Raw genomic sequence first — 21,797 nt, 5'->3', positions numbered from 1 at the left:
ATGGCGGCCTGACAGTCGACATGGGTGGTGACTGACCCACCGCTATCGCGAGCAAGCTCGCTCCCACAAGGGAAACTGGGGTGTGTCAGTTGCGAAGTCGGTACAACGCATTCGCCAGCGCAACATCCTCCAGCCCCAGGCCGATGGAGCGGAAGAACACGTGGCGTTGGTAGTCGGGACGCGCCACGTGTTCGCTGAGCAATTCAGGCAAGTCGCCGACGATGCGCGACGCCTCCCAGCCGTGTTGTTCGCCGGCGATCAGCATTTCACCGGCCGAGCCCGGGGTGGTCTGACGATAGTCGCAGAACACGTCCATGTCGTTGAGGCGTTGGGGCGGTATTTCGTGGGCGCGTGGGGCGTTGGTGCTGATGGAAGTGATCAGCGCCGGTTTGTCCAAGGTCTGCGGGTCGAGCACAGCTTTGGCGGACGAAGTGCAGAGCATCACCACATCGGCGTCGTGCAGCGCGGCTTCGAGGGTGTCGACGATTTGCAGGCGCGGGTCCAGGCCGGTGAGCGAGGCACGTTCCTGTGCCGACTTGCTCTTCAGGCCTGGCGAGTAGAGGCGGATGCCTTGCCAGTCCCGCAGGTTCTTGACGTAGTGCACGTGCGCCTGGGCCACCGCGCCGCTGCCGATGACCGTCAGGCGCCTGGCGTTGTGCGGGGCAAGGGCATCGACGGCGACGGCGGTGGTGGCGGCGGTACGGGCGGTGGTCAGTTCGGCGGCGTCGCACAGCAGCAGCGGCTGGCCGGTCTGCATTGACATCAGCAAGGTCCAGGCGGTGACCAATGGGCCTTGCTCGCGCACGATGTAGGGCGAGGTCTTGACCCCATAGACCTGGTCTTCAGCCAGCACGCCCAGGTAGTTGATGAAATCCCCGGCGCCGTGGGGAAACACCACCAGTTGCTGAGGCGGCTGCACCGCTTGCCCGGCCGCCAGATCACGAAACAGCTGGCGCAGGATGTGCGGCACGTCGATTTGCCCGAGCAGTTCACGGACTTGGGCTTGGGTCATCACAGAGGGCGTGCTGGGCATGGAGGCTCCGGGTACCGTGTAAACTAATTTGTCCATTATGGACTTTTAGTTTAATCGAGCAATATCCCGGGGCAAAAAAAAGCGCAGCTCGTTCTGGCTGCGCTTTTTGCTCTGTGGAGACGGTTAAGGGCGCTTGCGCTCGACCGGTCGCAACAGGTGGGTCGGTGGCATTTCACAACTGATCTTGCGCCCCAGCAACGCCTCGATCGACGGCAACTGGTAGGAGTCGTCTTCACCGGCGAAGCTGATCGAAACCCCGGCGGCCCCGGCACGCCCGGTACGGCCGATACGGTGCACGTAGTCGTCCGGTACTTCCGGCAGGGTGAAGTTGATCACGTGGCTGATGCCGTCGATGTGGATGCCGCGGCCGGCCACGTCGGTGGCAACCAGCACGCGGATCTTGCCTTCGCGGAAACCTTCGAGGGTCTTGATGCGCTTGTGCTGGGGTACGTCGCCCGAGAGCTGGGCCGCGTTGACGCCATCGCGCACCAGGCGTTCTTCAATGCGCCGCACTTCGTCCTTGCGGTTGGCGAACACCATCACGCGCTCCCAACCGTTGTCGTTGACCAGGTTGTAGAGCAGCTTGTACTTGTCGGCACCGGCGACTGCGTAGATATGTTGTTCGACGTTTTCGCTGGCGACGTTCTCGGCTTCGATCTCGACGATGGCCGGGTCGGTGGTCCACTGCTTCGCCAGGTTCATCACGTCCTCGGTGAAGGTGGCGGAGAACAGCAGGGTCTGGCGTTCGCTTTTGGGTGGGGTCTGGCGAATGATCTGGCGCACTTGCGGGATGAAGCCCATGTCGAGCATGCGGTCGGCTTCGTCCAGCACCATCACTTCGACCATGTCCAGGTGCACGTCGCCGCGCTGGTTAAAGTCCAGCAGACGGCCCGGCGTGGCGACCAGGATGTCGCAATGGCGGGCTTCGAGGTGCTTGAGCTGCTTGTCGAAATCCATGCCGCCCACGAACGTCATGACGTTCAGGCCGGTGTATTTGGTCAGGTCGGCGGCGTCCTTGGCGATCTGCACCACCAACTCACGGGTCGGGGCGATGATCAGCGCCCGTGGTTCGCCCATGTAGCGTTCTTTGGGCGGCGGGGTCTGGAGCAGCTGGGTGATGATGGAAATCAGGAACGCGGCGGTCTTGCCGGTGCCGGTCTGGGCGCGACCGATGGCGTCCTTGCCGGCGAGGGTGTAACCCAGCACTTGCGCCTGGATCGGCGTGCAGTATGGGAAACCCAGGTCCTGGATGGCGTGCATCAGTTCCGGGGCGAGCTTGAAGTCGTGGAAGCGCGTCTTGCCTTCCTGGGGTTCTACGGCGAAGTCCTCGAGTTTCCAGGCGACGACCGGCGGTTTGGGTGCGCGTTCGCGACGCGGCCGGGGGCTTCGTTGCGGGGTGTCTCGGGCTCGGGGGACTTGACTGGCTGGGCGACGGGTTCTTTTTTCGCCTGTGCAACGGGGGCCGTCCGGCGCGGTTGTTGCGCATCGGTACGGCTCGGGCCGTGGGTCGGCGCAGTGGAGCCAGGCGCGAGTTGCTCGGCCTCGCTTTTACCGAACATCTTCTTGAGTGCTTTGAGCACGGTCATCTCATCGATTGGTTAAGGAATGTACGCCGGCCAGTGTAATGCAAGAAACGGGCGCGGCGTAGTGGGATCGTCAAAGGACCGGCGTGGCGATTGGCCTCTTAGCGCAACCGTTCGGCCAGCCAGGTGCCGATGTCATGAATCTCCTCGGGTAACACTTCGTGGCCCATTGGGTATTCCTGCCATGTCACGGTGACACCATGCTGCTTCAAATACTCTTTTGCGGTCCGGCCCATGGGGTTGAGTACCACTTCGTCGTATTGACCGTGCAGGGCCAGGACCGGAATGCGTTGCTGGCTGGCCGACAATTGCAGTTCATCGCTGAACGTCGGTGCATAAGTAGACAGTGCGATCACGCCGCCCAGTGGCCCCTGCCATTTCACGAAGGCGGTGTGATAGACCACCGCGCCCCTTGGGAAAAACCGGCGAGGAAAATCCGCGAGGCGTCTATTCCGCTGGCTCGCTGGGTTTCGATCAGGTCGATGACCCGTTGCGCCGAGGCTTCGAGTTGCTGTTCATCAATGGCCCGCGCCGGGCTCAAGGCGCGGATGTCGTACCAACTGGGCATCTCATAGCCGCCGTTGATCGTTACTGGCTGGGTTGGCGCCTGGGGTAGAACGAAACGTGTGGTGAGCAGTTTTTGCTGCAGCATTTCGGCCACTGGCAGGAAATCATAACGATCGGCGCCCAGGCCGTGGAGCCAGATAACGCACGCGTCAACAGTGCCGCTGGGCTCGAGAATCAAGGGGTCGGTCATGGTTGTGCTCCAAATCTGTGCGGGTGCGCCCAATCAGTGCGTGATTACAGTGCGCTCCCGGTGCCTCAGTTAATTAGATGTCGCAAAGTTGAAAGTTTTTGTCTTGACGTGTTTTACATGGCCCAAGCGCAGCGGTCTGGTACGGGCTTTGCTATGGGGTTGCTGAGTGATGATTCTTACGCTGCGCGGTAACACTATCAGTTAGACGCGCCGCATGGGATATCAGAAATCCGGTGATGAATGTTCGCCAGCAGCCGCTACGGGCTTCGCGAACGTGAAGGGCTACAGCCCGTTCGGCCGATTGGTGAGAGATGGGCATGACCACTGTTTACGGACATCCTCATTATTAGACTCATAGCGAAGGTCCAGACGTCGGTTGACCCTAAAAAAAGCCAACAAGGGTCGGCAATGCCTCAAAAGGGTGCGACAGGACTCGAGCTCCGACACAACAAGAGCAAAACTGGAGGTTTGAATGAAGTTACTGAAATCCACCCTGGCAGTCGTGACTGCAGCAGCAGTACTCGGTGTCAGCGGGTTCGCTCAGGCGGGTGCAACCCTGGATGCCGTGCAGAAGAAAGGTTTTGTGCAATGTGGTGTGAGTGATGGCTTGCCGGGTTTCTCGGTGCCTGATTCGACCGGCAAGATCGTCGGTATCGACGCTGACTTCTGCCGTGCCGTTGCCGCTGCGGTATTCGGCGATGCGACCAAGGTCAAGTTCAGCCAGTTGAACGCCAAGGAGCGCTTCACCGCGCTGCAGTCCGGCGAAATCGACATGCTCTCGCGCAACTCCACCATGACCAGTTCCCGTGACGCGGGCATGGGCCTGAAATTCCCAGGCTTCATCACCTACTACGATGGCATCGGCTTCCTGGCCAACAACAAGCTGGGCGTCAAGAGCGCCAAGGAACTGGACGGTGCAACCATCTGCATCCAGGCCGGTACCACCACCGAGCTGAACGTTTCCGACTACTTCCGCGCCAACGGCCTGAAGTACACCCCGATCACCTTCGACACCTCCGATGAAAGCGCCAAGTCGCTGGAATCCGGTCGTTGCGACGTGCTGACCTCCGACAAGTCCCAACTGTTCGCCCAGCGCAGCAAGCTGGCTTCGCCGAAGGACTACGTGGTTCTGCCGGAAACCATTTCCAAGGAGCCCCTGGGTCCGGTCGTGCGTAACGGTGACGACGAGTGGCTGGCCATCGTGCGCTGGACTGGCTACGCACTGCTCAACGCTGAAGAAGCTGGCGTGACCTCGAAGAACGTCGAGGCCGAAGCCAAATCCACCAAGAACCCGGACGTGGCTCGTATGCTCGGCGCTGACGGTGAATACGGCAAGGATCTGAAACTGCCGAAAGACTGGGTCGTGCAGATCGTCAAGCAAGTCGGCAACTACGGTGAAATGTTCGAGCGCAACCTCGGCAAGAGCACTCCGCTGGAAATCGACCGCGGCCTGAACGCTCTGTGGAACGCTGGCGGCATTCAATACGCACCACCAGTGCGCTGATGGTTCTATCACCCGGTGGGCCAACCACCGGGTGATGTTCTGTTCCATTCTTTGCGGGGCACTTCATGCAAAATTCAATCGGCGCACCTAAGCAGAGGCTTAGCCTCAGCGATCCACGAGTGCGTGCGTGGGTATTTCAGATCGTCACCATCGTGGCGGTTATTTCGCTGGGCTGGTTTCTGTTCGATAACACGCAGACCAACCTCGCGCACCGGGGCATCACTTCCGGTTTCGGCTTCCTGGAACGCAGTGCCGGCTTCGGCATTGCCCAACACCTGATCGACTACACCGAAGCGGACAGCTATGCCCGCGTCTTTGTCATCGGGTTGCTCAACACGCTGCTGGTGACGTTCATCGGCGTGATCCTGGCGACCATCCTCGGCTTCATCGTCGGCGTGGCGCGGTTGTCGCAGAACTGGATCATCGCCAAGCTGGCAACCGTCTATGTGGAGGTTTTCCGCAACATCCCGCCACTGCTGCAAATCCTGTTCTGGTACTTTGCCGTGTTCCTGAGCATGCCGGGACCGCGAGCCGCCCATAACTTCGGCGACACCTTCTTTGTCAGCAGCCGCGGCCTGAACATGCCTGCCGCGCTGGTGGCCGAAGGGTTCTGGCCGTTCGTGATCAGCATCGTGCTGGCGATTGTCGCCATCGTGCTGATGGCCCGTTGGGCCAACAAGCGTTTCGAAGCGACCGGTGAACCGTTCCATAAATTCTGGGTCGGCCTGGCGCTGTTCCTGGTGATCCCGGCCTTGAGCGCGCTGCTTTTTGGTGCGCCGGTGCACTGGGAAATGCCGGAGCTCAAGGGTTTCAACTTCGTCGGTGGTTGGGTTCTGATTCCTGAGCTGCTGGCCTTGACCCTCGCCTTGACCGTATATACCGCGGCGTTCATCGCCGAGATCGTGCGTTCGGGCATCAAGTCGGTGAGCCATGGCCAGACCGAAGCGGCCCGCTCCCTGGGGCTGCGCAACGGTCCGACCCTGCGCAAGGTGATCATCCCGCAAGCCCTGCGCGTGATCATTCCACCGTTGACCAGCCAATACCTGAACCTGGCGAAAAACTCCTCCCTGGCCGCCGGTATCGGCTACCCGGAAATGGTGTCGTTGTTTGCCGGCACGGTGTTGAACCAGACCGGCCAGGCCATCGAGGTGATCGCGATCACCATGAGTGTGTACCTGGCGATCAGTATCAGCATTTCCTTGCTGATGAACTGGTACAACAAGCGCATTGCGCTGATCGAGCGGTGAGGAAACGCGCATGACGACTCATACTTTCAAACCTGACATGCCCCCGCCGAGCAGTAGCATCGGCGTGGTGGCGTGGATGCGCGCCAACATGTTCTCCAGCTGGCTCAACACGCTGCTGACGTTGTTCGCGTTCTACCTGATCTACCTGATCGTACCGCCGCTGCTGCAATGGGCGATCCTCGATGCCAACTGGGTCGGTACCACTCGCGCCGACTGCACGAAGGAGGGCGCCTGCTGGGTGTTCATCCAGCAGCGCTTCGGCCAGTTCATGTACGGCTACTACCCGGCGGACCTGCGCTGGCGCGTAGACCTGACCGTGTGGGCGGCAGTGCTCGGCGTGGCGCCGCTGTTCATCTCGCGCTTCCCGCGCAAGGCGATCTACGGCCTGAGCTTCCTGGTACTGTACCCGATCATTGCCTGGTGCCTGCTGCACGGTGGCGTTTTCGGTCTGGATGCCGTGGCGACCAGCCAGTGGGGCGGCCTGATGCTGACGTTGGTGATCGCCACCGTCGGTATCGTCGGCGCACTGCCGCTGGGCATCGTCCTGGCCCTGGGCCGGCGTTCGAACATGCCGGCGATTCGTGTGGTCTGCGTGACCTTCATCGAGTTCTGGCGCGGTGTGCCGTTGATCACGGTGCTGTTCATGTCGTCGGTGATGCTGCCGCTGTTCCTGCCCGAAGGCATGAACTTCGACAAGCTGCTGCGAGCACTGATCGGGGTGATCCTGTTCCAGTCGGCCTACGTGGCCGAAGTGGTGCGCGGCGGCCTGCAAGCCATTCCCAAGGGCCAGTACGAAGCGGCCGCGGCGATGGGCCTGGGGTACTGGCGCAGCATGGGCCTGGTGATTCTGCCGCAAGCCCTGAAGCTGGTGATCCCGGGTATCGTCAACACCTTCATTGCGTTGTTCAAGGACACGAGCCTGGTGATCATCATCGGCCTGTTCGACCTGCTCAACAGCGTGAAACAAGCTGCCGCCGACCCGAAATGGCTGGGCATGGCCACTGAAGGCTATGTGTTCGCCGCCCTGGTGTTCTGGATTTTCTGTTTTGGTATGTCCCGCTATTCCATGCATTTGGAACGCAAGCTGGACACTGGCCACAAGCGTTAGGAGCGTAGTTTATGAGTGAAGCGATCAAACAGCCTGTGAGCCCTGAAGGCATTATTCAGATGCAGGGCGTCAACAAGTGGTACGGCCAGTTCCACGTGTTGAAAGACATCAACCTGAACGTCAAGCAGGGCGAGCGTATCGTGCTGTGCGGCCCGTCGGGCTCCGGTAAGTCCACCACCATCCGCTGCCTCAACCGCCTGGAAGAGCACCAGCAGGGTCGCATTGTGGTCGACGGCGTGGAACTGACCAACGACCTCAAGCAGATCGAAGCGATCCGCCGTGAAGTCGGCATGGTGTTCCAGCACTTCAACCTGTTCCCGCACCTGACCATCCTGCAGAACTGCACCCTGGCGCCGATGTGGGTACGCAAGATGCCCAAGCGCAAGGCCGAGGAAATCGCCATGCATTACCTGGAGCGCGTGCGCATTCCAGAGCAGGCGAACAAGTATCCGGGCCAGCTCTCCGGCGGTCAGCAACAGCGTGTGGCTATCGCCCGTGCCCTGTGCATGAAACCGAAAATCATGCTGTTCGACGAGCCGACCTCGGCCCTCGACCCGGAAATGGTGAAAGAGGTGCTGGACACCATGATCGGCCTGGCCGAAGACGGCATGACCATGCTCTGCGTGACCCACGAAATGGGCTTCGCCCGCACCGTGGCCAACCGCGTGATCTTCATGGACAAGGGTGAAATCGTCGAACAGGCCGCGCCGAACGACTTCTTCGACAACCCGCAGAACGACCGCACCAAGCTGTTCCTGAGCCAGATTCTGCATTGATCCAGTCTTAGGCAGTGAAATAAACCCGGACGTGTTCCGGGTTTATTTTTGTGCATCGGTGCTCAGGAAACCGTGAGGGTCTCGTGTTCCTTGTGCACCGTCGTTTTGAATTGCCGCAAGTCTGCGTCTTCAGCGAAGGCATGGACATCGGCAAGCAAATGCGGATAGCGATCAAGCAGGCGCATCAGCAAGATCAACGCCTTGGGTGGCACTACCTCGCCGCGCTCGTAGCGGGAAAACGCATTGTGTCCACCGCCCGATAGCAGCAGTACCGCTTCCTTTTGCGATAGATGCAGTTTGCGCCGGACACGTTTGATCTCTTCGCCGATCATTCGCCTGGCCGCGTTGACCAGCTCATCACCTGCGTGGTCGTAGCGATCCGAGCAGCTTGAATCGAGCTCGACTTCGCCGCACATCTGACATTCCCAGCCAGACAAGTCATCGACCCGGCGTTCCAGTCCCTTGACGCTCATGGTTTCGCCGCGACCTTCGAAATGCAACATGCCTTCCGGGGCACCACAGCTGAAGCATTGCTGGTGTTTCATGAAAGCTTTCCCTTTAAGCCACCTGACATCTGCCTGTATCGCCGCCAAGGCGTAGTGGGGTGTGTTCTTTTCCATAGAACGGCGTGCCTTGTCCTTAAAATTACCCTTAAAGGGTAATTTTGACTAATCGAAAATCTCGTTTCTTTACCTCCCGTTGACCCTAGGCGGTTGCCGTCCTACGCGAAGCTGACTAACATGTCAGAAAATTCATCCTATGATTGGATGAAAGGGTGGGTTCCATGTCAGACATTTCTCCATTAATTAAGCGGTCCTTGGTCGATCAAGCCCTGGACCAACTGCGCCAGCGCATCAGTGATGGCGTGTGGGTCGTGGGCCAGCGTTTGCCCACCGAGCCCGAGTTGGTGGCCGAGCTGGGTATCAGCCGCAATACCGTGCGCGAAGCCATGCGCGTGCTGGCGTTTTCCGGGCTGATCGAGATCCGCCAGGGCGACGGCAGTTATGTACGGGCGACGGTGGACCCGCTCGATACCCTCAAGGTGCTGTCGCGCTGTTCGCTGGACCAGGCCCGGGAAACCCGGCATATCCTCGAAGTCGAGGCCATTGGCCTGGCCGCGCTGCGGCGCACCGAAGAAGACTTGCTGGCCTTGCGCAAGGCGCTCCAGGCCAGTGGCGAGCATTACCACGGCGACCTGGAGCACTACATCGCCTGCGACCTGGTGTTCCACCGCCTGCTGGTGGATGCCGCGCACAATCCAACGCTCAGCGAGCTTTATCGTTACTTTTCCAGTGTGATCGGCGCGCAGTTGCGCCAGAGCCTCAATATCGTCCCTCGCCATCAGCATGTGTTCGACCTGCACGTCGACATTCTCGAAGCGGTCGAACGCCAAGACCCGGAGCAGGCCAAGGCCCTGTGCCGGCAGTTGATCAATGAACCTTGAACCCGAGCTTTCCATGTCCCGCGATCTGCTTGACCCTGCCACCTCGACGGCGTCCAAACGTGCCGCCGAACTCGAAGAACTGTTGATCGATGCCGAGGCCGACGATGAACAGGCCCAGCAACGCCATCCTCTGGTGCGCCGGCCCTGGCTGTTGCTGCTCGGGCTGATCCTGGTGGCGCTGAACCTGCGTCCGGCGTTGTCGAGCATGGCGCCGCTGCTCAGCGAAGTATCAAGAAGCCTTGGCCTGTCGGCTGCCCAGGCCGGTTTGCTGACCACGTTGCCAGTGCTTTGCCTGGGCCTGTTCGCGCCGCTGGCGCCGGTGCTGGCGCGGCGCTTCGGGGCCGAGCGCGTGGTGCTGGGGATCTTGCTGACACTGGCGGGGGGGATTGTTCTGCGCAGTGCGTTCGGTCAGGTTGGGCTGTTCGCCGGCAGTATCCTGGCCGGTGCGAGCATCGGCGTGATCGGCGTGCTGCTGCCGGGCATCGTCAAGCGCGACTTCGCCAAACAGGCCGGTGCCATGACCGGTGTCTACACCATGGCGCTGTGCCTGGGCGCGGCGATGGCGGCCGGGGCGACAGTGCCGTTGAGCGAGCACCTGGGCCACAGCTGGGCCTTGGGCCTGGGATTCTGGGTGGTCCCGGCGCTGTTGGCCGCGGTGTTCTGGTTGCCGCAAGTGGGCGAGAAACACGGCGCCCATCAGGTGGCGTACCGGGTCCGCGGCTTGCTGCGTGATCCCCTGGCCTGGCAAGTGACCTTGTACATGGGGCTGCAATCGTCCCTGGCCTATATCGTCTTTGGCTGGCTGCCCTCGATCCTGATTGGACGTGGCCTGACCCCGACCCAGGCCGGGCTCGTGCTGTCCGGCTCGGTCATCGTGCAATTGATCAGCTCCCTCGCGGCGCCCTGGCTGGCAACGCGCGGCAAGGACCAGCGCCTGGCCATCGTGATCGTCATGCTCATGACCCTGGGCGGGCTGTTCGGTTGCCTCTACGCCCCCTCGATGGCTTGTGGGGCTGGGCGATATTGCTGGGCTTGGGGCAGGGCGCGACGTTCAGCCTGGCGCTCACGCTGATCGTGTTGCGTTCGCGGGATGCCCATGTGGCCGCCAACCTGTCCAGCATGGCCCAGGGCTTCGGCTATACGCTGGCGTCGCTGGGGCCCTTCGCGGTGGGGGTGGTCCACGACTTGACCGGTGGCTGGAATGCCCTCGGCTGGATCTTCGGCCTGGTTGGCCTGGGGGCGATCATCGCGGGCATCGGCGCAGGCCGGGCGTTGTACGTCGGGGTCGAGAGCGAAAGAGTCACCGACCTTCGTTGATATCATTTTCATGGCGAATGACGATAGTTTTCCCCGCGTTGGCAGATTATCGTGCAGGCCTACTGAAACGTTTTTCGGAGCCGGTCCATGAGTGATGCCCACAACGCCTTGATCACCCGTTTTTATCAGGCCTTCCAGCGCCTGGACGCCGACGCCATGAGCGCCTGCTACACCGACGACGTGCTGTTCAGCGATCCGGCGTTTGGCGAGCTGCGTGGGCGCGATGCCGGCGACATGTGGCGCATGTTGACGACCCGGGCCAAGGACTTTTCCCTGACCTTCGATAACGTGCGCAGCGACGAGCGTACCGGCGGTGCTCACTGGGTGGCGACGTACCTGTTCAGCCAGACCGGCAACATCGTGATCAACGACATCCAGGCGCGCTTCGTGTTTCGCGATGGCAAGATCTGCGAGCACCATGACAGCTTCGATCTGTGGCGCTGGTCCCGCCAGGCGTTGGGCACCAAGGGCCTGCTGCTGGGGTGGACGCCGTTGGTGCGCAACGCCGTCAGGGCCCAGGCGCTGAAGGGGTTGCGGGCGTTCCAGGGCAGTCGCTGATAAGATTGCGGCTTGTCTTTGCCCACCTGTTGACCATCTTGTGACGACCGCCGACCTCTCTCCCGATCTGCCTGCGCAAGGCCCCGCCGAAGCGGACAAACCCTGGTTCGTCTACTTGGTACGGGCCGCCAATGGTTCGCTGTACTGCGGCATCAGTGATGATCCGGTGCGGCGTTTCGCCAAGCATCAAAGCGGCAAGGGCGCGCGCTTCTTCCTGTCCAGCCCGGCAGTGGCCCTGGTGTATACCGAGGCCTGTCGTGACAAGGGCGAGGCCCTGCGCCAGGAGCGACTGATCAAAAAGCTCAAGAAAAGCGCCAAGGAATGCCTGGTGGCCAGTGCGCTGTCGCTTCATCAGCCTGGCTGATAGGCCTTTATCAGGCCGGTAGGCTGGCCCGGTCAGTCGCGCTAAGCTGCAAGACTTCATTCCTGCAGTGGCGAGTCTCATGTCAGAGCTGATTCTTCATCATTACCCAACGTCTCCTTTCGCGGAAAAGGCCCGGCTGTTGCTGGGCTTCAAGGGCCTGTCCTGGCGTTCGGCGAGCATTCCGCCAATGATGCCCAAGCCTGACCTGACGGCGCTGACGGGCGGCTATCGCAAGACGCCGGTATTGCAGATCGGCGCGGACATCTATTGCGATACGTCCCTGATCGCCCGTCGGCTGGAGCAGGAAAAAGCCTCGCCGGCCCTGTTCCCCGAAGGCCGGGAAATGCTGGCTGCGTCCTTTGCCGCCTGGGCCGATTCGGTGGTGTTTCAGCACGCGGTGAGCCTGGTGTTCCAGCCTGAATCGGTGGCGGTGCGTTTCGCCAAGCTATCGCCTGAAGCCATCAAGGCGTTCATCAGCGACCGCGCCGGGCTGTTCAGTGGCGGCACGACCACGCGCTTGCCTGCCGACCAGGCCAAGCACCAGTGGCCGACGATCATGGCGCGCCTGGAGCAGCAGTTGCAGCGCGAGGAGGGCGATTTCCTGTTGGGTGAACCGTCGATTGCCGACTTCGCCATGGCCCATCCGCTGTGGTTCCTCAAGGCCACCCCGGTGACCTCGCCGCTGGTGGACGCGTATCCGGCTGTTTCGGCATGGTTGGCACGGGTGCTGGGTTTCGGCCATGGCGCGTCGAGCCAGATAAGTGCCGAAGAAGCCTTGGACGTTGCCCGCAACGCGACACCGGCAGCGCTGCCGGATGAGTCGTTCGAAGAGCCGAACGGCTTCACGGCAGGGCAGCAGGTGACCATCGCCGCGACGGACTATGGCGTTGATCCGGTAGTCGGGGAGTTATTGTTTGCGGGCAGCGAAGAATTGATTCTGCGTCGCGAAGATGAGCGTGGCGGGGTGGTGCATGTGCACTTTCCGCGGTTCGGGTTTCGGATCGAGGCTCGCTGAGCGACGAACGACCTGTGGGAGCGAGCTTGCTCGCGATGGCGGCGACACATCCGACATTGATGCAAGCTGACCCATCGCTATCGCGAGCAAGCTCGCTCCCACAGGGGATTTGCCACGATGACTAGATGGCAGACAACGCCTTGAGAATATTCTCCGGCTCGTACCCACGAATCAACGTGCCATTCACATCAAGGATCGGAATCCCCCGGCCACCCAACGCCTCGTAGGCCTTGCGCGCCTCGGTGTCCTTCTCGATATCGAACTCGCGAAACGGCACGCCTTTTTCATCCAGGAACCGTCGTGTGGCCTTGCAGTAGCCGCACCAGTCAGTGGCATACAGCACGACCCGAGCATGGGTTCGGACCTGCTCGGAAACCATCTGTGATGGGTTGAACACCCGCTCGATCTTGCCCCAGTTCTGGTACGCCACCACTACCAGCAGAATCAGCAGAAACTTCTTCAGCACCCTACCGAGCATCAATTACGCCGCTTGAGCTGGTCGGTCAGCGAGGTCGGCAATCCCTTGATGATCAACGTACCGGCTTCCTCGTCATACTCGATCTTGGAGCCCAGCAAGTGCGCTTCGAAGCTGATGGACAAGCCTTCGGCGCGACCGGTGAAGCGGCGGAACTGGTTGAGGGTTCGTTTATCCGCCGGGATTTCCGGCGACAACCCGTAGTCCTTGTTGCGGATGTGGTCGTAGAAGGCTTTCGGGCGATCTTCGTCGATCAACTCGGACAGTTCTTCCAGGCCCATGGGCTCGCCGAGCTTGGCCTGACTGCTGGCGTAGTCCACCAGGGTCTTGGTTTTTTCCCGGGCATCGTCTTCCGGCAAGTCTTCGCTTTCGACGAAGTCGCTGAAGGCCTTGAGCAGGGTCCGGGTCTCGCCGGGGCCGTCGACGCCTTCCTGGCAGCCGATGAAGTCGCGGAAGTACTCCGAGACCTTCTTGCCGTTCTTGCCCTTGATAAACGAAATGTACTGTTTCGATTGTTTGTTGTTCTGCCATTCCGACACGTTGATCCGCGCCGCCAGGTGCAACTGGCCCAGGTCCAGGTGGCGGGATGGGGTCACGTCCAGTTCATCGGTCACCGCCACGCCTTCGCTGTGGTGCAGCAGGGCGATGGCCAGGTAGTCGGTCATGCCCTGCTGGTAATGCGCGAACAACACGTGGCCGCCCACCGACAGGTTGGACTCTTCCATCAGTTTTTGCAGGTGTTCCACCGCCACTCGACTGAACGCGGTGAAATCCTTCCCGCCATCCAGGTACTCCTTCAGCCAGCCGCTGAACGGATGTGCCCCGGACTCGGCATGGAAAAACCCCCAGGCCTTGCCTTGCTTGGCGTTATAGCTTTCGTTGAGGTCGGCGAGCATGTTCTCGATGGCCGTGGACTCTGCCAGTTCGGAGTCGCGGGCATGGAGCACCGCAGGGGTGCCGTCGGGTTTTTTGTCGATCAGGTGGACGATGCAATGACGGATCGGCATGGATTTCTCGGCTGATGAAAGAGAGGAGGGCGTGCTCCCCGAAAAAGGCCCAGTGTACCGCAATCACTGGTTTTGGAACCCGGCAAAGGCCCTTTCAGGCCCGTCCGACTGCCTATATGCATTTTTTTAACGTTTTAGCGCAAGAAAGCTGACCAAATGGGTAGCTAGAGGCGGATATTTCAGAGGCGTTGTGCTAGTTTTGCCCGGTCTTACGCGAAGTCACTGCGTTAAGCGTGCATTCAGCATCTGTCAGGTCGAACCAAACCCGGTTTTCGGCATCTATTACCCCGATCCGTCGTGGTGATTGCCGAGGGTGCCTGATCCAGAGAGATCGGGCTCGATGGCTGACACTGCACTCTGCAATCCATATGAATTTGATAGGGAAGGAACACTACATGGCTCTTACTAAAGACCAACTGATCGCTGACATCGCTGAAGCTATCGACGCGCCAAAAACCACCGCGCGTAACGCTTTGGACCAACTGGGCCAAATCGTTGCCGATCAGCTGGAAAACGGCGGCGAAATCACTCTGCCAGGTATCGGCAAGCTGAAAGTCACCGAGCGTCCTGCCCGTACCGGCCGTAACCCTTCGACTGGCGCTGCCATCGAAATCGCTGCCAAGAAAGTGATCAAGCTGGTTGTGGCCAAAGGCCTGACCGACGCGGTCAACAAGTAAGATCGCTGTAAAAAAAACCGTGCCTCGGAGCGATCCGGGCACGGTTTTTTATTGCCTTGGAAAACCGCCCGTAGGAGCTGTCGAGCGGAGCGAGGCTGCGATCTTTCCCCTGGCTGTTAAATTTCAAGCGAAAGATCAAAAGATCGCAGCCTCGCTTCGCTCGGCAGCTCCTACGCTAGCGCAATGTCCTTCTAATCTTTGCGAACCCAGCGCGCCTGGCGCCAGGCCTGTTGCTGCACCTCGGTCTGGAAGGTCCAGGCCACGAAACGACTCTGCTTCTGGCCCTGGGACATCTCCACCACGTGGCTGTGCAGCGCCCCGGCCTTTTTCAGCGCGGCCTGAATCGCCGGCAGGTTCGACGCCTTCGACACCAGGGTGCTGAACCACAGCACTTGGTTGGCCAGTTGTGCGCTTTCGCTGATCAATTGCGTCACGAACCGGGCTTCCCCACCCTCGCACCACAACTCCGCAGCCTGGCCGCCAAAATTCAGCACCGGCAGCTTGCGTTTCGGATCGGCCTTGCCCAACGCACGCCACTTGCGCTGGCTACCCTTGGTGGCTTCTTCCAGGGACGCATGGAACGGTGGGTTGCACATCGTCAGGTCGAACCGTTCGCCATCCTCCAGCAGACCCAGGAGGATCTGCTTGCGGTTGGCTTGCTGGCGCAACTGGATGGCCTTGCTCAAGCCGTTGGATTGGACGATGGCCTTGGCCGAGGCAATGGCGGTCGGGTCGATCTCCGAGCCCAGGAAGTGCCAGCGGTAGTCGCTGTAGCCGATCAACGGATAGACGCAGTTGGCGCCGGTGCCGATGTCCAGCACCTTCACCGCCGCTCCCCGAGGAATTTCGCCGTCGTTATGACTGGCGAGCAGATCGGCGAGGAAGTGCACATAGTCCGCGCGACCAGGCACCGGCGGGCACAGATAGTCGGCCGGGATATCCCAGTGGGCGATGCCGTAAAAGGATTTGAGCAGCGCCCGATTGAACACCCGCACAGCTTCGGGGCTGGCGAAGTCGATGCTTTCCTTGCCGTAGGGGTTGATGATCACGAACTTGGCCAACTCTGGCGTGGACTTGATCAGCGCGGGGAAGTCGTAGCGACCCTGATGGCGGTTGCGCGGGTGGAGGCTGGCCTTCTCCCGCGGCACCACAGGTTTGGCCTCGATGGCGGGCTTGGGCTTCTGGCGGACAGGTTTTGGGGCGCGAGGGGCAGTCATGGGCGGGTCGATTCGGGGTGGCTCAAAAAGTGGCGGGTATTGTCCCACATCCAGCCTGGTCTTGATGACTGCACAGTTCAAATGTGGGAGCGAGCTTGCTCGCGATGGCGGCGACACATCCGGCATTGATGCAAGCGGACCCTCCGCTATCGCGAGCAAGCTCGCTCTCACAGAGGGGCTCAGCATGAGTAAGAAAGTGCCAGGCAGAAAAAAGGAGGCCACCAGGGCCTCCTTCTTCAGTGACGAACCGCCGTTACAGGCTGGAGATCCGCCCATGCTGTTCGGCCAGCTTGCCCAGGGCCTGTTCGGCCTCGGCCAGTTTGGCCCGTTCCTTCTCGATGACTTCGGCCGGAGCCTTGTCGACGAAACCGGCGTTGGACAGTTTGCCGCCGACCCGCTGCACTTCACCCTTCAGGCGCAGGATTTCCTTGTCCAGGCGCGCCAGTTCGGCGGCCTTGTCGATCAGGCCAGCCATCGGCACCAGCACTTCCATCTCGCCGACCAGGGCGGTGGCGGACAGTGGTGCTTCTTCGCCGGTGGCCAGTACCGTCACCGACTCGAGCTTCGCCAGCTTCTTGAGCAGCGCTTCGTTTTCGTTGAGGCGGCGCAGGTCTTCGGCGCTGGCATTCTTCAGGAACAGAGCCAGCGGCTTGCCCGGGCCGATGTTCATTTCGGCGCGGATGTTACGCAGGCCCAGCATGAAGGTCTTGAGCCATTCGATGTCGTCTTCGGCTGCCGGATCGATGCGGGTCTCGTTGGCCACCGGCCACGGTTGCAGCATGATCGTCTTGCCCTGGATGCCCGCCAGCGGTGCGATGCGCTGCCAGATTTCCTCGGTGATGAACGGCATGAACGGATGCGCCAGGCGCAGGGCCACTTCCAGTACGCGAACCAGGGTGCGACGGGTGCCGCGCTGGCGCTCGACCGGTGCGTTTTCGTCCCACAGCACCGGCTTGGACAGCTCCAGGTACCAGTCGCAGTACTGGTTCCAGATGAACTCGTACAAGGCTTGTGCAGCCAGGTCGAAACGGAACTGGTCCAGTTGGCGGGTCACTTCGGCTTCGGTGCGTTGCAACTGGGAAATGATCCAGCGATCGGCCAGGGTCAGCTCGTAGGCTTCGCCGTTCTGGCCGCAGTCTTCGCCTTTATCCAGCACGTAGCGCGCGGCGTTCCAGATCTTGTTGCAGAAGTTGCGATAGCCTTCGACGCGACCCATGTCGAACTTGATGTCGCGACCGGTGGACGCCAGCGAGCAGAAAGTGAAACGCAGGGCATCGGTGCCGTAGCTGGCGATGCCCTCGGCGAATTCTTCGCGGGTGGCTTTCTCGATCTTCTTCGCCAGTTTCGGCTGCATCAGGCCGGAGGTGCGTTTCTGCACCAGGGTTTCCAGGTCGATGCCGTCGATGATGTCCAGCGGGTCCAGGACATTGCCCTTGGACTTGGACATCTTCTGGCCCTGGCCGTCGCGCACCAGGCCATGAACGTAGACCGTCTTGAACGGTACTTGCGGGGTACCGTCTTCGTTCTTCATCAGGTGCATGGTCATCATGATCATCCGGGCGACCCAGAAGAAAATGATGTCGAAACCGGTGACCAGCACGTCGGTGGAGTGGAATTTCTTCAGGAACTCGGTCTGTTGCGGCCAGCCCAGGGTGGAGAAGGTCCACAGGCCCGAGCTGAACCAGGTGTCGAGGACGTCGTTGTCCTGCGTCAGGGCGACGTCCGGCCCGAGGTTGTGCTTGGCGCGGACTTCGGCTTCATCGCGGCCGACATAGACCTTGCCCGATTCGTCGTACCAGGCCGGGATGCGATGGCCCCACCACAGCTGACGGCTGATGCACCAATCCTGGATGTCGCGCATCCACGAGAAGTACATGTTTTCGTATTGCTTGGGCACGAACTGGATGCGGCCGTCTTCCACGGCGGCAATCGCCGGCTCGGCCAGCGGTTTGGTGGACACGTACCACTGGTCGGTCAGCCACGGCTCGATGATGGTGCCGGAGCGGTCGCCTTTCGGGACTTTCAGGGCGTGATCGTCGACGCTGACCAGCAGGCCGGCAGCCTCGAATGCCGCGACGATCTGCTTGCGCGCCTCGAAGCGGTCCAGGCCGGCGTATTCGGCCGGCAGCGTGCCGTCGACGTTTTCGTTCAGCGTGCCGTCGAGGTTGAACACCTGGGCCGCCGGCAACACGTTGGCGTTCTTGTCGAAGATGTTCAGCAGTGGCAGGTTGTGGCGTTTGCCGACTTCGTAGTCGTTGAAATCATGGGCCGGGGTGATTTTCACACAGCCGGTGCCGAATTCAGGGTCGCAGTAATCGTCGCCGATGATCGGGATGCGACGGCCAACCAGGGGCAGCTCGACGAACTTGCCGATCAGTGCCTGGTAGCGCTCATCGTTCGGGTTTACCGCCACGGCGGCGTCACCCAGCATGGTTTCCGGACGCGTGGTGGCGACGATCAGGTAATCCTTGCCTTCGGCGGTCTTGGCGCCGTCGGCCAGCGGGTACTTGAGGTTCCACAGGAAACCTTTCTCGTCGTGGTTCTCCACTTCGAGGTCGGAAATGGCCGTGTGCAACTTGGTGTCCCAGTTGACCAGGCGCTTGCCGCGATAGATCAGCCCGTCTTCATGCAGGCGCACGAAGGCTTCCTTCACCGCTTCCGAAAGACCGTCGTCCATGGTGAAGCGCTCGCGGCTCCAGTCCACGGACGAGCCGAGGCGACGGATCTGGCGGCTGATGTTGCCACCGGACTCGTCTTTCCATTCCCAGACTTTCTCGAGGAATTTCTCGCGGCCCAGGTCGTGGCGATTCTGGCCTTGGGCTTCGAGGCGACGTTCCACCAGCATCTGCGTGGCGATACCGGCATGGTCGGTGCCCGGCTGCCACAAGGTGTTGCGACCTTGCATGCGACGGAAACGGATCAGGGCGTCCATGATCGCGTTGTTGAAGCCGTGGCCCATGTGCAGGCTGCCGGTGACGTTCGGCGGCGGGATCATGATGGTGTAGGAATCGCCCGCGCCTTGCGGAGCGAAATAATTCTCGGACTCCCAGGTGTTGTACCAGGAAGTTTCAATGGCGTGCGGCTGGTAGGTCTTATCCATGCGCGGCGGGACCCTATTGGCATTTATTCAGGAAAAGCCGGGAAGTATAGCGGGCGGGGCTGGTGCAAGCCACAGGCTGGAGGCGCCGGGCGCAGAGTTTGTGGGCACTGTCGAACCCTGTGGGAGCCGAGCTTGCTCGCGATGGCGGCGGATCCGCTGCATCAATGCCGGATGTGCCGCCGCCATCGCGAGCAAGCTCGGCTCCCACAAGGTGTCCACTGTGAGGCAGGAAAACCTACTCGTAGTGGCTGAGCAACCGCTCCATCCGCGCATCCAGCCGGCGCTTGATCTCGGTTTCGATGTGCGGGGCGAAGTCGTCGATGACGTCTTGCATGATCAACTGCGCCGCAGCGCGCAATTCGCGGTCCAGGTGCAGCAGGGCGTCGGGGCCCTTGGCTTCGGCCTTGGCGGCAGGCTCGGGTTCGGGCTGGCCGTTGATCGGATCGAACAGCAGGGGAATCTGCTCGTCATGCACCGGCTCGTGCACGACCGTGTCGGTCAGCAGTGGCGGTTGCAGGTTGTCGTCGCCGAGCAACTGGCGGATCGACTCGAGGTCATCCAGCAAGTGCGCGGGCTTTTGTGGCGATTTTGGAGTGTCCATCGTAGGGCTCAGAGTCGCTGTAAACGGTGGTCTTGCAGAGGATAGCCCTGTTCGCGGTAGAAACGGAAACTCTCCCGCGCGGCTTGTCGGATGGCCGGGTCTTCCACCACCACTTCCGCCACACGGGCGAAGCGCTGGGCAAAGGCCGGTACTTTCAGGTCGAGGTTGACCAACAGGTCCTGGTGCTGGCCGCAGTCATCTCCCAGCCCCAGCACGATCAATCCCTCGGGTTCGCTTTCGGCCGGGCCGTGGGGCACGAAACTCTCGCCCTTGAAAGCCCATAGGCGTGCGTCCAGGTCATCACGCTGGGTGGCATCGCTGCAATGCAGGTAGATGCGGTGTCCCATGCGCCAGGCCTTTTCGACGAGCTTGCAGGCGAAATCCAGCCGCGCCGACGGATCGGCGCTGGGCAGGATATAGAAATCGACTTTGGTCATTGCGGTTCCTGAGCCGTCGCTGGCACCACCCGAGGGCGACGCCAACGACGGTCATTGGTGTCAGGCCTTGGCGCGGTCCAGCAGGTACTGGGTCAGCAGGGGCACTGGACGACCGGTGGCGCCCTTGTCCTTGCCGCCGCTGGTCCAGGCCGTGCCGGCGATGTCCAGGTGCGCCCAGTTCAGGTTCTTGGTGAAACGCGACAGGAAGCAGGCTGCGGTGATGGTCCCGGCTTTCGGGCCGCCGATGTTGGCGATGTCGGCGAACGGGCTGTCCAGTTGTTCCTGGTACTCGTCGAACAAGGGCAACTGCCAGGCGCGGTCGTCGGCTTGCTGGCCGGCGCTGAGCAATTGGCCGATCAGTTCGTCGTTGTTGCCCAGCAGGCCCGAGGTGTGGGCGCCGAGGGCGACGACGCAGGCACCGGTCAGGGTGGCGATGTCGATCACCGCTTGCGGCTTGAAGCGCTCGGAGTAGGTGAGGGCGTCACACAGCACCAGGCGGCCTTCGGCGTCGGTGTTGAGGATTTCCACGGTCTGGCCGCTCATGGTGGTGACGATGTCGCCCGGACGCGAGGCCGTACCGCTGGGCATGTTCTCGGCGCAGGCCAGGATGCACACCAGGTTGATCGGCAGTTGCAGTTCGAGCACGGCGCGCAGGGTGCCGAACACGCTCGCGGCGCCGCCCATGTCGTACTTCATTTCATCCATGCCGGCGCCTGGCTTGAGGCTGATGCCGCCGGTGTCGAAGGTGATGCCCTTGCCGACCAGCGCGTAAGGCTTCTCGGACTTCTTGCCGCCGTTGTATTGCATGACGATCAGGCGTGGCGGCTGGGCGCTGCCCTGGCCGACGGAATAGAACGAACCCATGCCCAGGTCCTTGATCTTCTTCTCGTCGAAGACTTCGACTTTCAGGCCCTTGAACTCCTTGCCCAGTGCCTTGGCCCGTTCGCCGAGGAACGTCGGGTGGCAGATGTTCGGCGGCAGGTTGCCCAGGTCGCGGGTGAAGGCCATGCCGTTGGCAATCGCGGTGGCGTGGGTCACGGCACGCTGGACTTCAGTCTGGGCGGCCTTGATGGTCAGCAGGGTGATTTTCTTCAGGGCGCGGGGTTCGGCTTTCTGGCTCTTGAACTGGTCGAACTGGTATTCGCCGTCCACCAGGGTTTCCGCCAGCAGGCGGTTCTTGCCATAGCTGTCGCGACCCTTGACCACCAACTCGTCCAACGCCAGGACGGCATCAGCGCCGCCCAGGCCCTTGAGGGTGCCCAACACGCCGGCGATGATTTTACGGAACGGACGGTCGCCCAGTTCGGCGTCCTTACCCACGCCCACCAGCAGCACCCGATCGGCTTTGAGGTTGGGCAAGCTGTGCAGCAACAGGCTCTGGCCGACCTTGCCGGCCAGGTCGCCGCGCTTGAGCACGGCGCTGATGGCACCGCCGCTCAGGCTGTCGAGCTGGGTGGCGACGACGCCGAGCTTGCGGTTTTCACCGACGGCAACCACCAGCGTGGCGGTTTTCAACGTTTCTGGGCTGACGCTTTTTACAACCAGTTCCATGTCCGGATCCCTGAGTGAATGGTCAA

At 61.3% G+C, this 21,797-nt stretch carries 18 protein-coding genes and 3 pseudogenes; 10 read left to right on the top strand and 11 right to left on the bottom strand.

Annotated elements, in window-relative coordinates; genetic code table 11:
• Positions 1 to 85 precede the first annotated feature (85 nt).
• The 3 genes and pseudogenes from ACZ5M5_RS24785 to ACZ5M5_RS24775 form a co-directional block, all read right to left on the bottom strand.
• The gene (locus ACZ5M5_RS24785) at positions 86 to 1,033 is read right to left on the bottom strand and encodes an ornithine cyclodeaminase family protein (RefSeq protein ID WP_464738115.1); all 948 of its coding nucleotides are present in this window, start codon (positions 1,031 to 1,033) and stop codon (positions 86 to 88) included.
• A gap of 123 nt (positions 1,034 to 1,156) precedes the next feature.
• Positions 1,157 to 2,619 (bottom strand): annotated as a pseudogene (gene rhlB, locus ACZ5M5_RS24780) (ATP-dependent RNA helicase RhlB).
• 98 nt (positions 2,620 to 2,717) lie between these two features.
• A pseudogene (locus ACZ5M5_RS24775) lies at positions 2,718 to 3,373 on the bottom strand (alpha/beta hydrolase).
• 472 nt (positions 3,374 to 3,845) lie between these two features.
• Between ACZ5M5_RS24775 and ACZ5M5_RS24770 the strand changes: the two are divergent.
• From ACZ5M5_RS24770 to ACZ5M5_RS24755, 4 genes are all read left to right on the top strand, one after another.
• Positions 3,846 to 4,877 (top strand): amino acid ABC transporter substrate-binding protein, encoded by a 1,032-nt coding sequence (locus ACZ5M5_RS24770; protein ID WP_060740792.1) that lies wholly within the window; start codon positions 3,846 to 3,848, stop codon positions 4,875 to 4,877.
• Positions 4,878 to 4,942: 65 nt separating this feature from the next.
• Positions 4,943 to 6,124: an amino acid ABC transporter permease gene (locus ACZ5M5_RS24765; RefSeq protein WP_060740793.1), complete on the top strand. Its 1,182-nt coding sequence runs from the start codon at positions 4,943 to 4,945 to the stop codon at positions 6,122 to 6,124.
• Positions 6,125 to 6,134: 10 nt separating this feature from the next.
• Positions 6,135 to 7,232 carry an amino acid ABC transporter permease gene (locus ACZ5M5_RS24760; RefSeq protein ID WP_060740794.1) on the top strand — a complete coding sequence of 366 codons (1,098 nt, stop codon included), beginning with the start codon at positions 6,135 to 6,137 and terminating at the stop codon, positions 7,230 to 7,232.
• Positions 7,233 to 7,243: 11 nt separating this feature from the next.
• Positions 7,244 to 8,008, top strand: a complete 765-nt coding sequence (locus ACZ5M5_RS24755; protein ID WP_003205299.1) for an amino acid ABC transporter ATP-binding protein — start codon at positions 7,244 to 7,246, stop codon at positions 8,006 to 8,008.
• 62 nt (positions 8,009 to 8,070) lie between these two features.
• On the opposite strand, the gene ACZ5M5_RS24750 is transcribed toward ACZ5M5_RS24755, so the two are convergent.
• Entirely contained in the window at positions 8,071 to 8,553 is a 483-nt protein-coding gene (locus ACZ5M5_RS24750) for a type II toxin-antitoxin system MqsA family antitoxin (protein ID WP_060740795.1), read from the bottom strand.
• A gap of 239 nt (positions 8,554 to 8,792) precedes the next feature.
• Here ACZ5M5_RS24750 and ACZ5M5_RS24745 point away from each other — a divergent pair, with 239 nt between their 5' ends.
• The 5 genes and pseudogenes from ACZ5M5_RS24745 (at position 8,793) to ACZ5M5_RS24725 (ending at position 12,706) form a co-directional block, all read left to right on the top strand.
• Positions 8,793 to 9,452 carry a FadR/GntR family transcriptional regulator gene (locus ACZ5M5_RS24745; RefSeq protein WP_192262201.1) on the top strand — a complete coding sequence of 220 codons (660 nt, stop codon included), beginning with the start codon at positions 8,793 to 8,795 and terminating at the stop codon, positions 9,450 to 9,452.
• Positions 9,442 to 10,769: pseudogene (locus ACZ5M5_RS24740) on the top strand (CynX/NimT family MFS transporter). Before ACZ5M5_RS24745 ends, ACZ5M5_RS24740 begins: the two are co-directional and overlap by 11 nt.
• 87 nt (positions 10,770 to 10,856) lie before the next feature.
• On the top strand, positions 10,857 to 11,327 hold the full coding sequence (locus ACZ5M5_RS24735; protein WP_060740798.1) for a nuclear transport factor 2 family protein: 471 nt from the start codon (positions 10,857 to 10,859) through the stop codon (positions 11,325 to 11,327).
• Between the two features lie 40 nt (positions 11,328 to 11,367).
• Positions 11,368 to 11,691: a GIY-YIG nuclease family protein gene (locus ACZ5M5_RS24730; RefSeq protein WP_060740799.1), complete on the top strand. Its 324-nt coding sequence runs from the start codon at positions 11,368 to 11,370 to the stop codon at positions 11,689 to 11,691.
• A 79-nt stretch (positions 11,692 to 11,770) separates the two neighbouring features.
• Positions 11,771 to 12,706 (top strand): glutathione S-transferase family protein, encoded by a 936-nt coding sequence (locus tag ACZ5M5_RS24725; RefSeq protein WP_103310277.1) that lies wholly within the window; start codon positions 11,771 to 11,773, stop codon positions 12,704 to 12,706.
• Positions 12,707 to 12,827: 121 nt separating this feature from the next.
• Here ACZ5M5_RS24725 and ACZ5M5_RS24720 read toward each other — a convergent pair whose 3' ends face one another.
• The gene (locus ACZ5M5_RS24720) at positions 12,828 to 13,184 is read right to left on the bottom strand and encodes a glutaredoxin family protein (protein WP_060740801.1); all 357 of its coding nucleotides are present in this window, start codon (positions 13,182 to 13,184) and stop codon (positions 12,828 to 12,830) included.
• Complete coding sequence (gene yejK, locus ACZ5M5_RS24715) at positions 13,184 to 14,188, bottom strand: nucleoid-associated protein YejK (RefSeq protein ID WP_014340016.1); 1,005 nt, start codon at positions 14,186 to 14,188, stop codon at positions 13,184 to 13,186. Before yejK ends, ACZ5M5_RS24720 begins: the two co-directional genes overlap by 1 nt.
• 395 nt (positions 14,189 to 14,583) lie before the next feature.
• Here yejK and ACZ5M5_RS24710 point away from each other — a divergent pair, with 395 nt between their 5' ends.
• On the top strand, positions 14,584 to 14,865 hold the full coding sequence (locus ACZ5M5_RS24710) for an HU family DNA-binding protein (protein WP_007905514.1): 282 nt from the start codon (positions 14,584 to 14,586) through the stop codon (positions 14,863 to 14,865).
• A 191-nt stretch (positions 14,866 to 15,056) separates the two neighbouring features.
• Here the strand turns inward: ACZ5M5_RS24710 and rlmF are convergent, their stop codons facing one another.
• The 5 genes from rlmF to ACZ5M5_RS24685 all read right to left on the bottom strand — a co-directional run bounded on the left by rlmF (position 15,057) and on the right by ACZ5M5_RS24685 (position 21,771).
• A complete protein-coding gene (gene rlmF / locus ACZ5M5_RS24705; RefSeq protein WP_103310278.1) occupies positions 15,057 to 16,082 on the bottom strand; it encodes a 23S rRNA (adenine(1618)-N(6))-methyltransferase RlmF in 1,026 nt (341 codons plus the stop codon).
• Between the two features lie 253 nt (positions 16,083 to 16,335).
• Positions 16,336 to 19,182 (bottom strand): valine--tRNA ligase, encoded by a 2,847-nt coding sequence (locus ACZ5M5_RS24700; protein WP_060740803.1) that lies wholly within the window; start codon positions 19,180 to 19,182, stop codon positions 16,336 to 16,338.
• A gap of 235 nt (positions 19,183 to 19,417) precedes the next feature.
• Positions 19,418 to 19,783, bottom strand: a complete 366-nt coding sequence (locus ACZ5M5_RS24695) for a hypothetical protein (RefSeq protein ID WP_060740804.1) — start codon at positions 19,781 to 19,783, stop codon at positions 19,418 to 19,420.
• An 8-nt stretch (positions 19,784 to 19,791) separates the two neighbouring features.
• A complete protein-coding gene (locus ACZ5M5_RS24690; RefSeq protein ID WP_060740805.1) occupies positions 19,792 to 20,220 on the bottom strand; it encodes a DNA polymerase III subunit chi in 429 nt (142 codons plus the stop codon).
• Positions 20,221 to 20,280: 60 nt separating this feature from the next.
• On the bottom strand, positions 20,281 to 21,771 hold the full coding sequence (locus ACZ5M5_RS24685) for a leucyl aminopeptidase (RefSeq protein ID WP_464738114.1): 1,491 nt from the start codon (positions 21,769 to 21,771) through the stop codon (positions 20,281 to 20,283).
• Positions 21,772 to 21,797: the final 26 nt, after the last annotated feature.

This window comes from Pseudomonas sp. Van50 (genome assembly GCF_055390755.1).
Note: the sequence above shows the minus strand (reverse complement) of the source record. Positions and strands in the feature narration are given on the sequence as shown.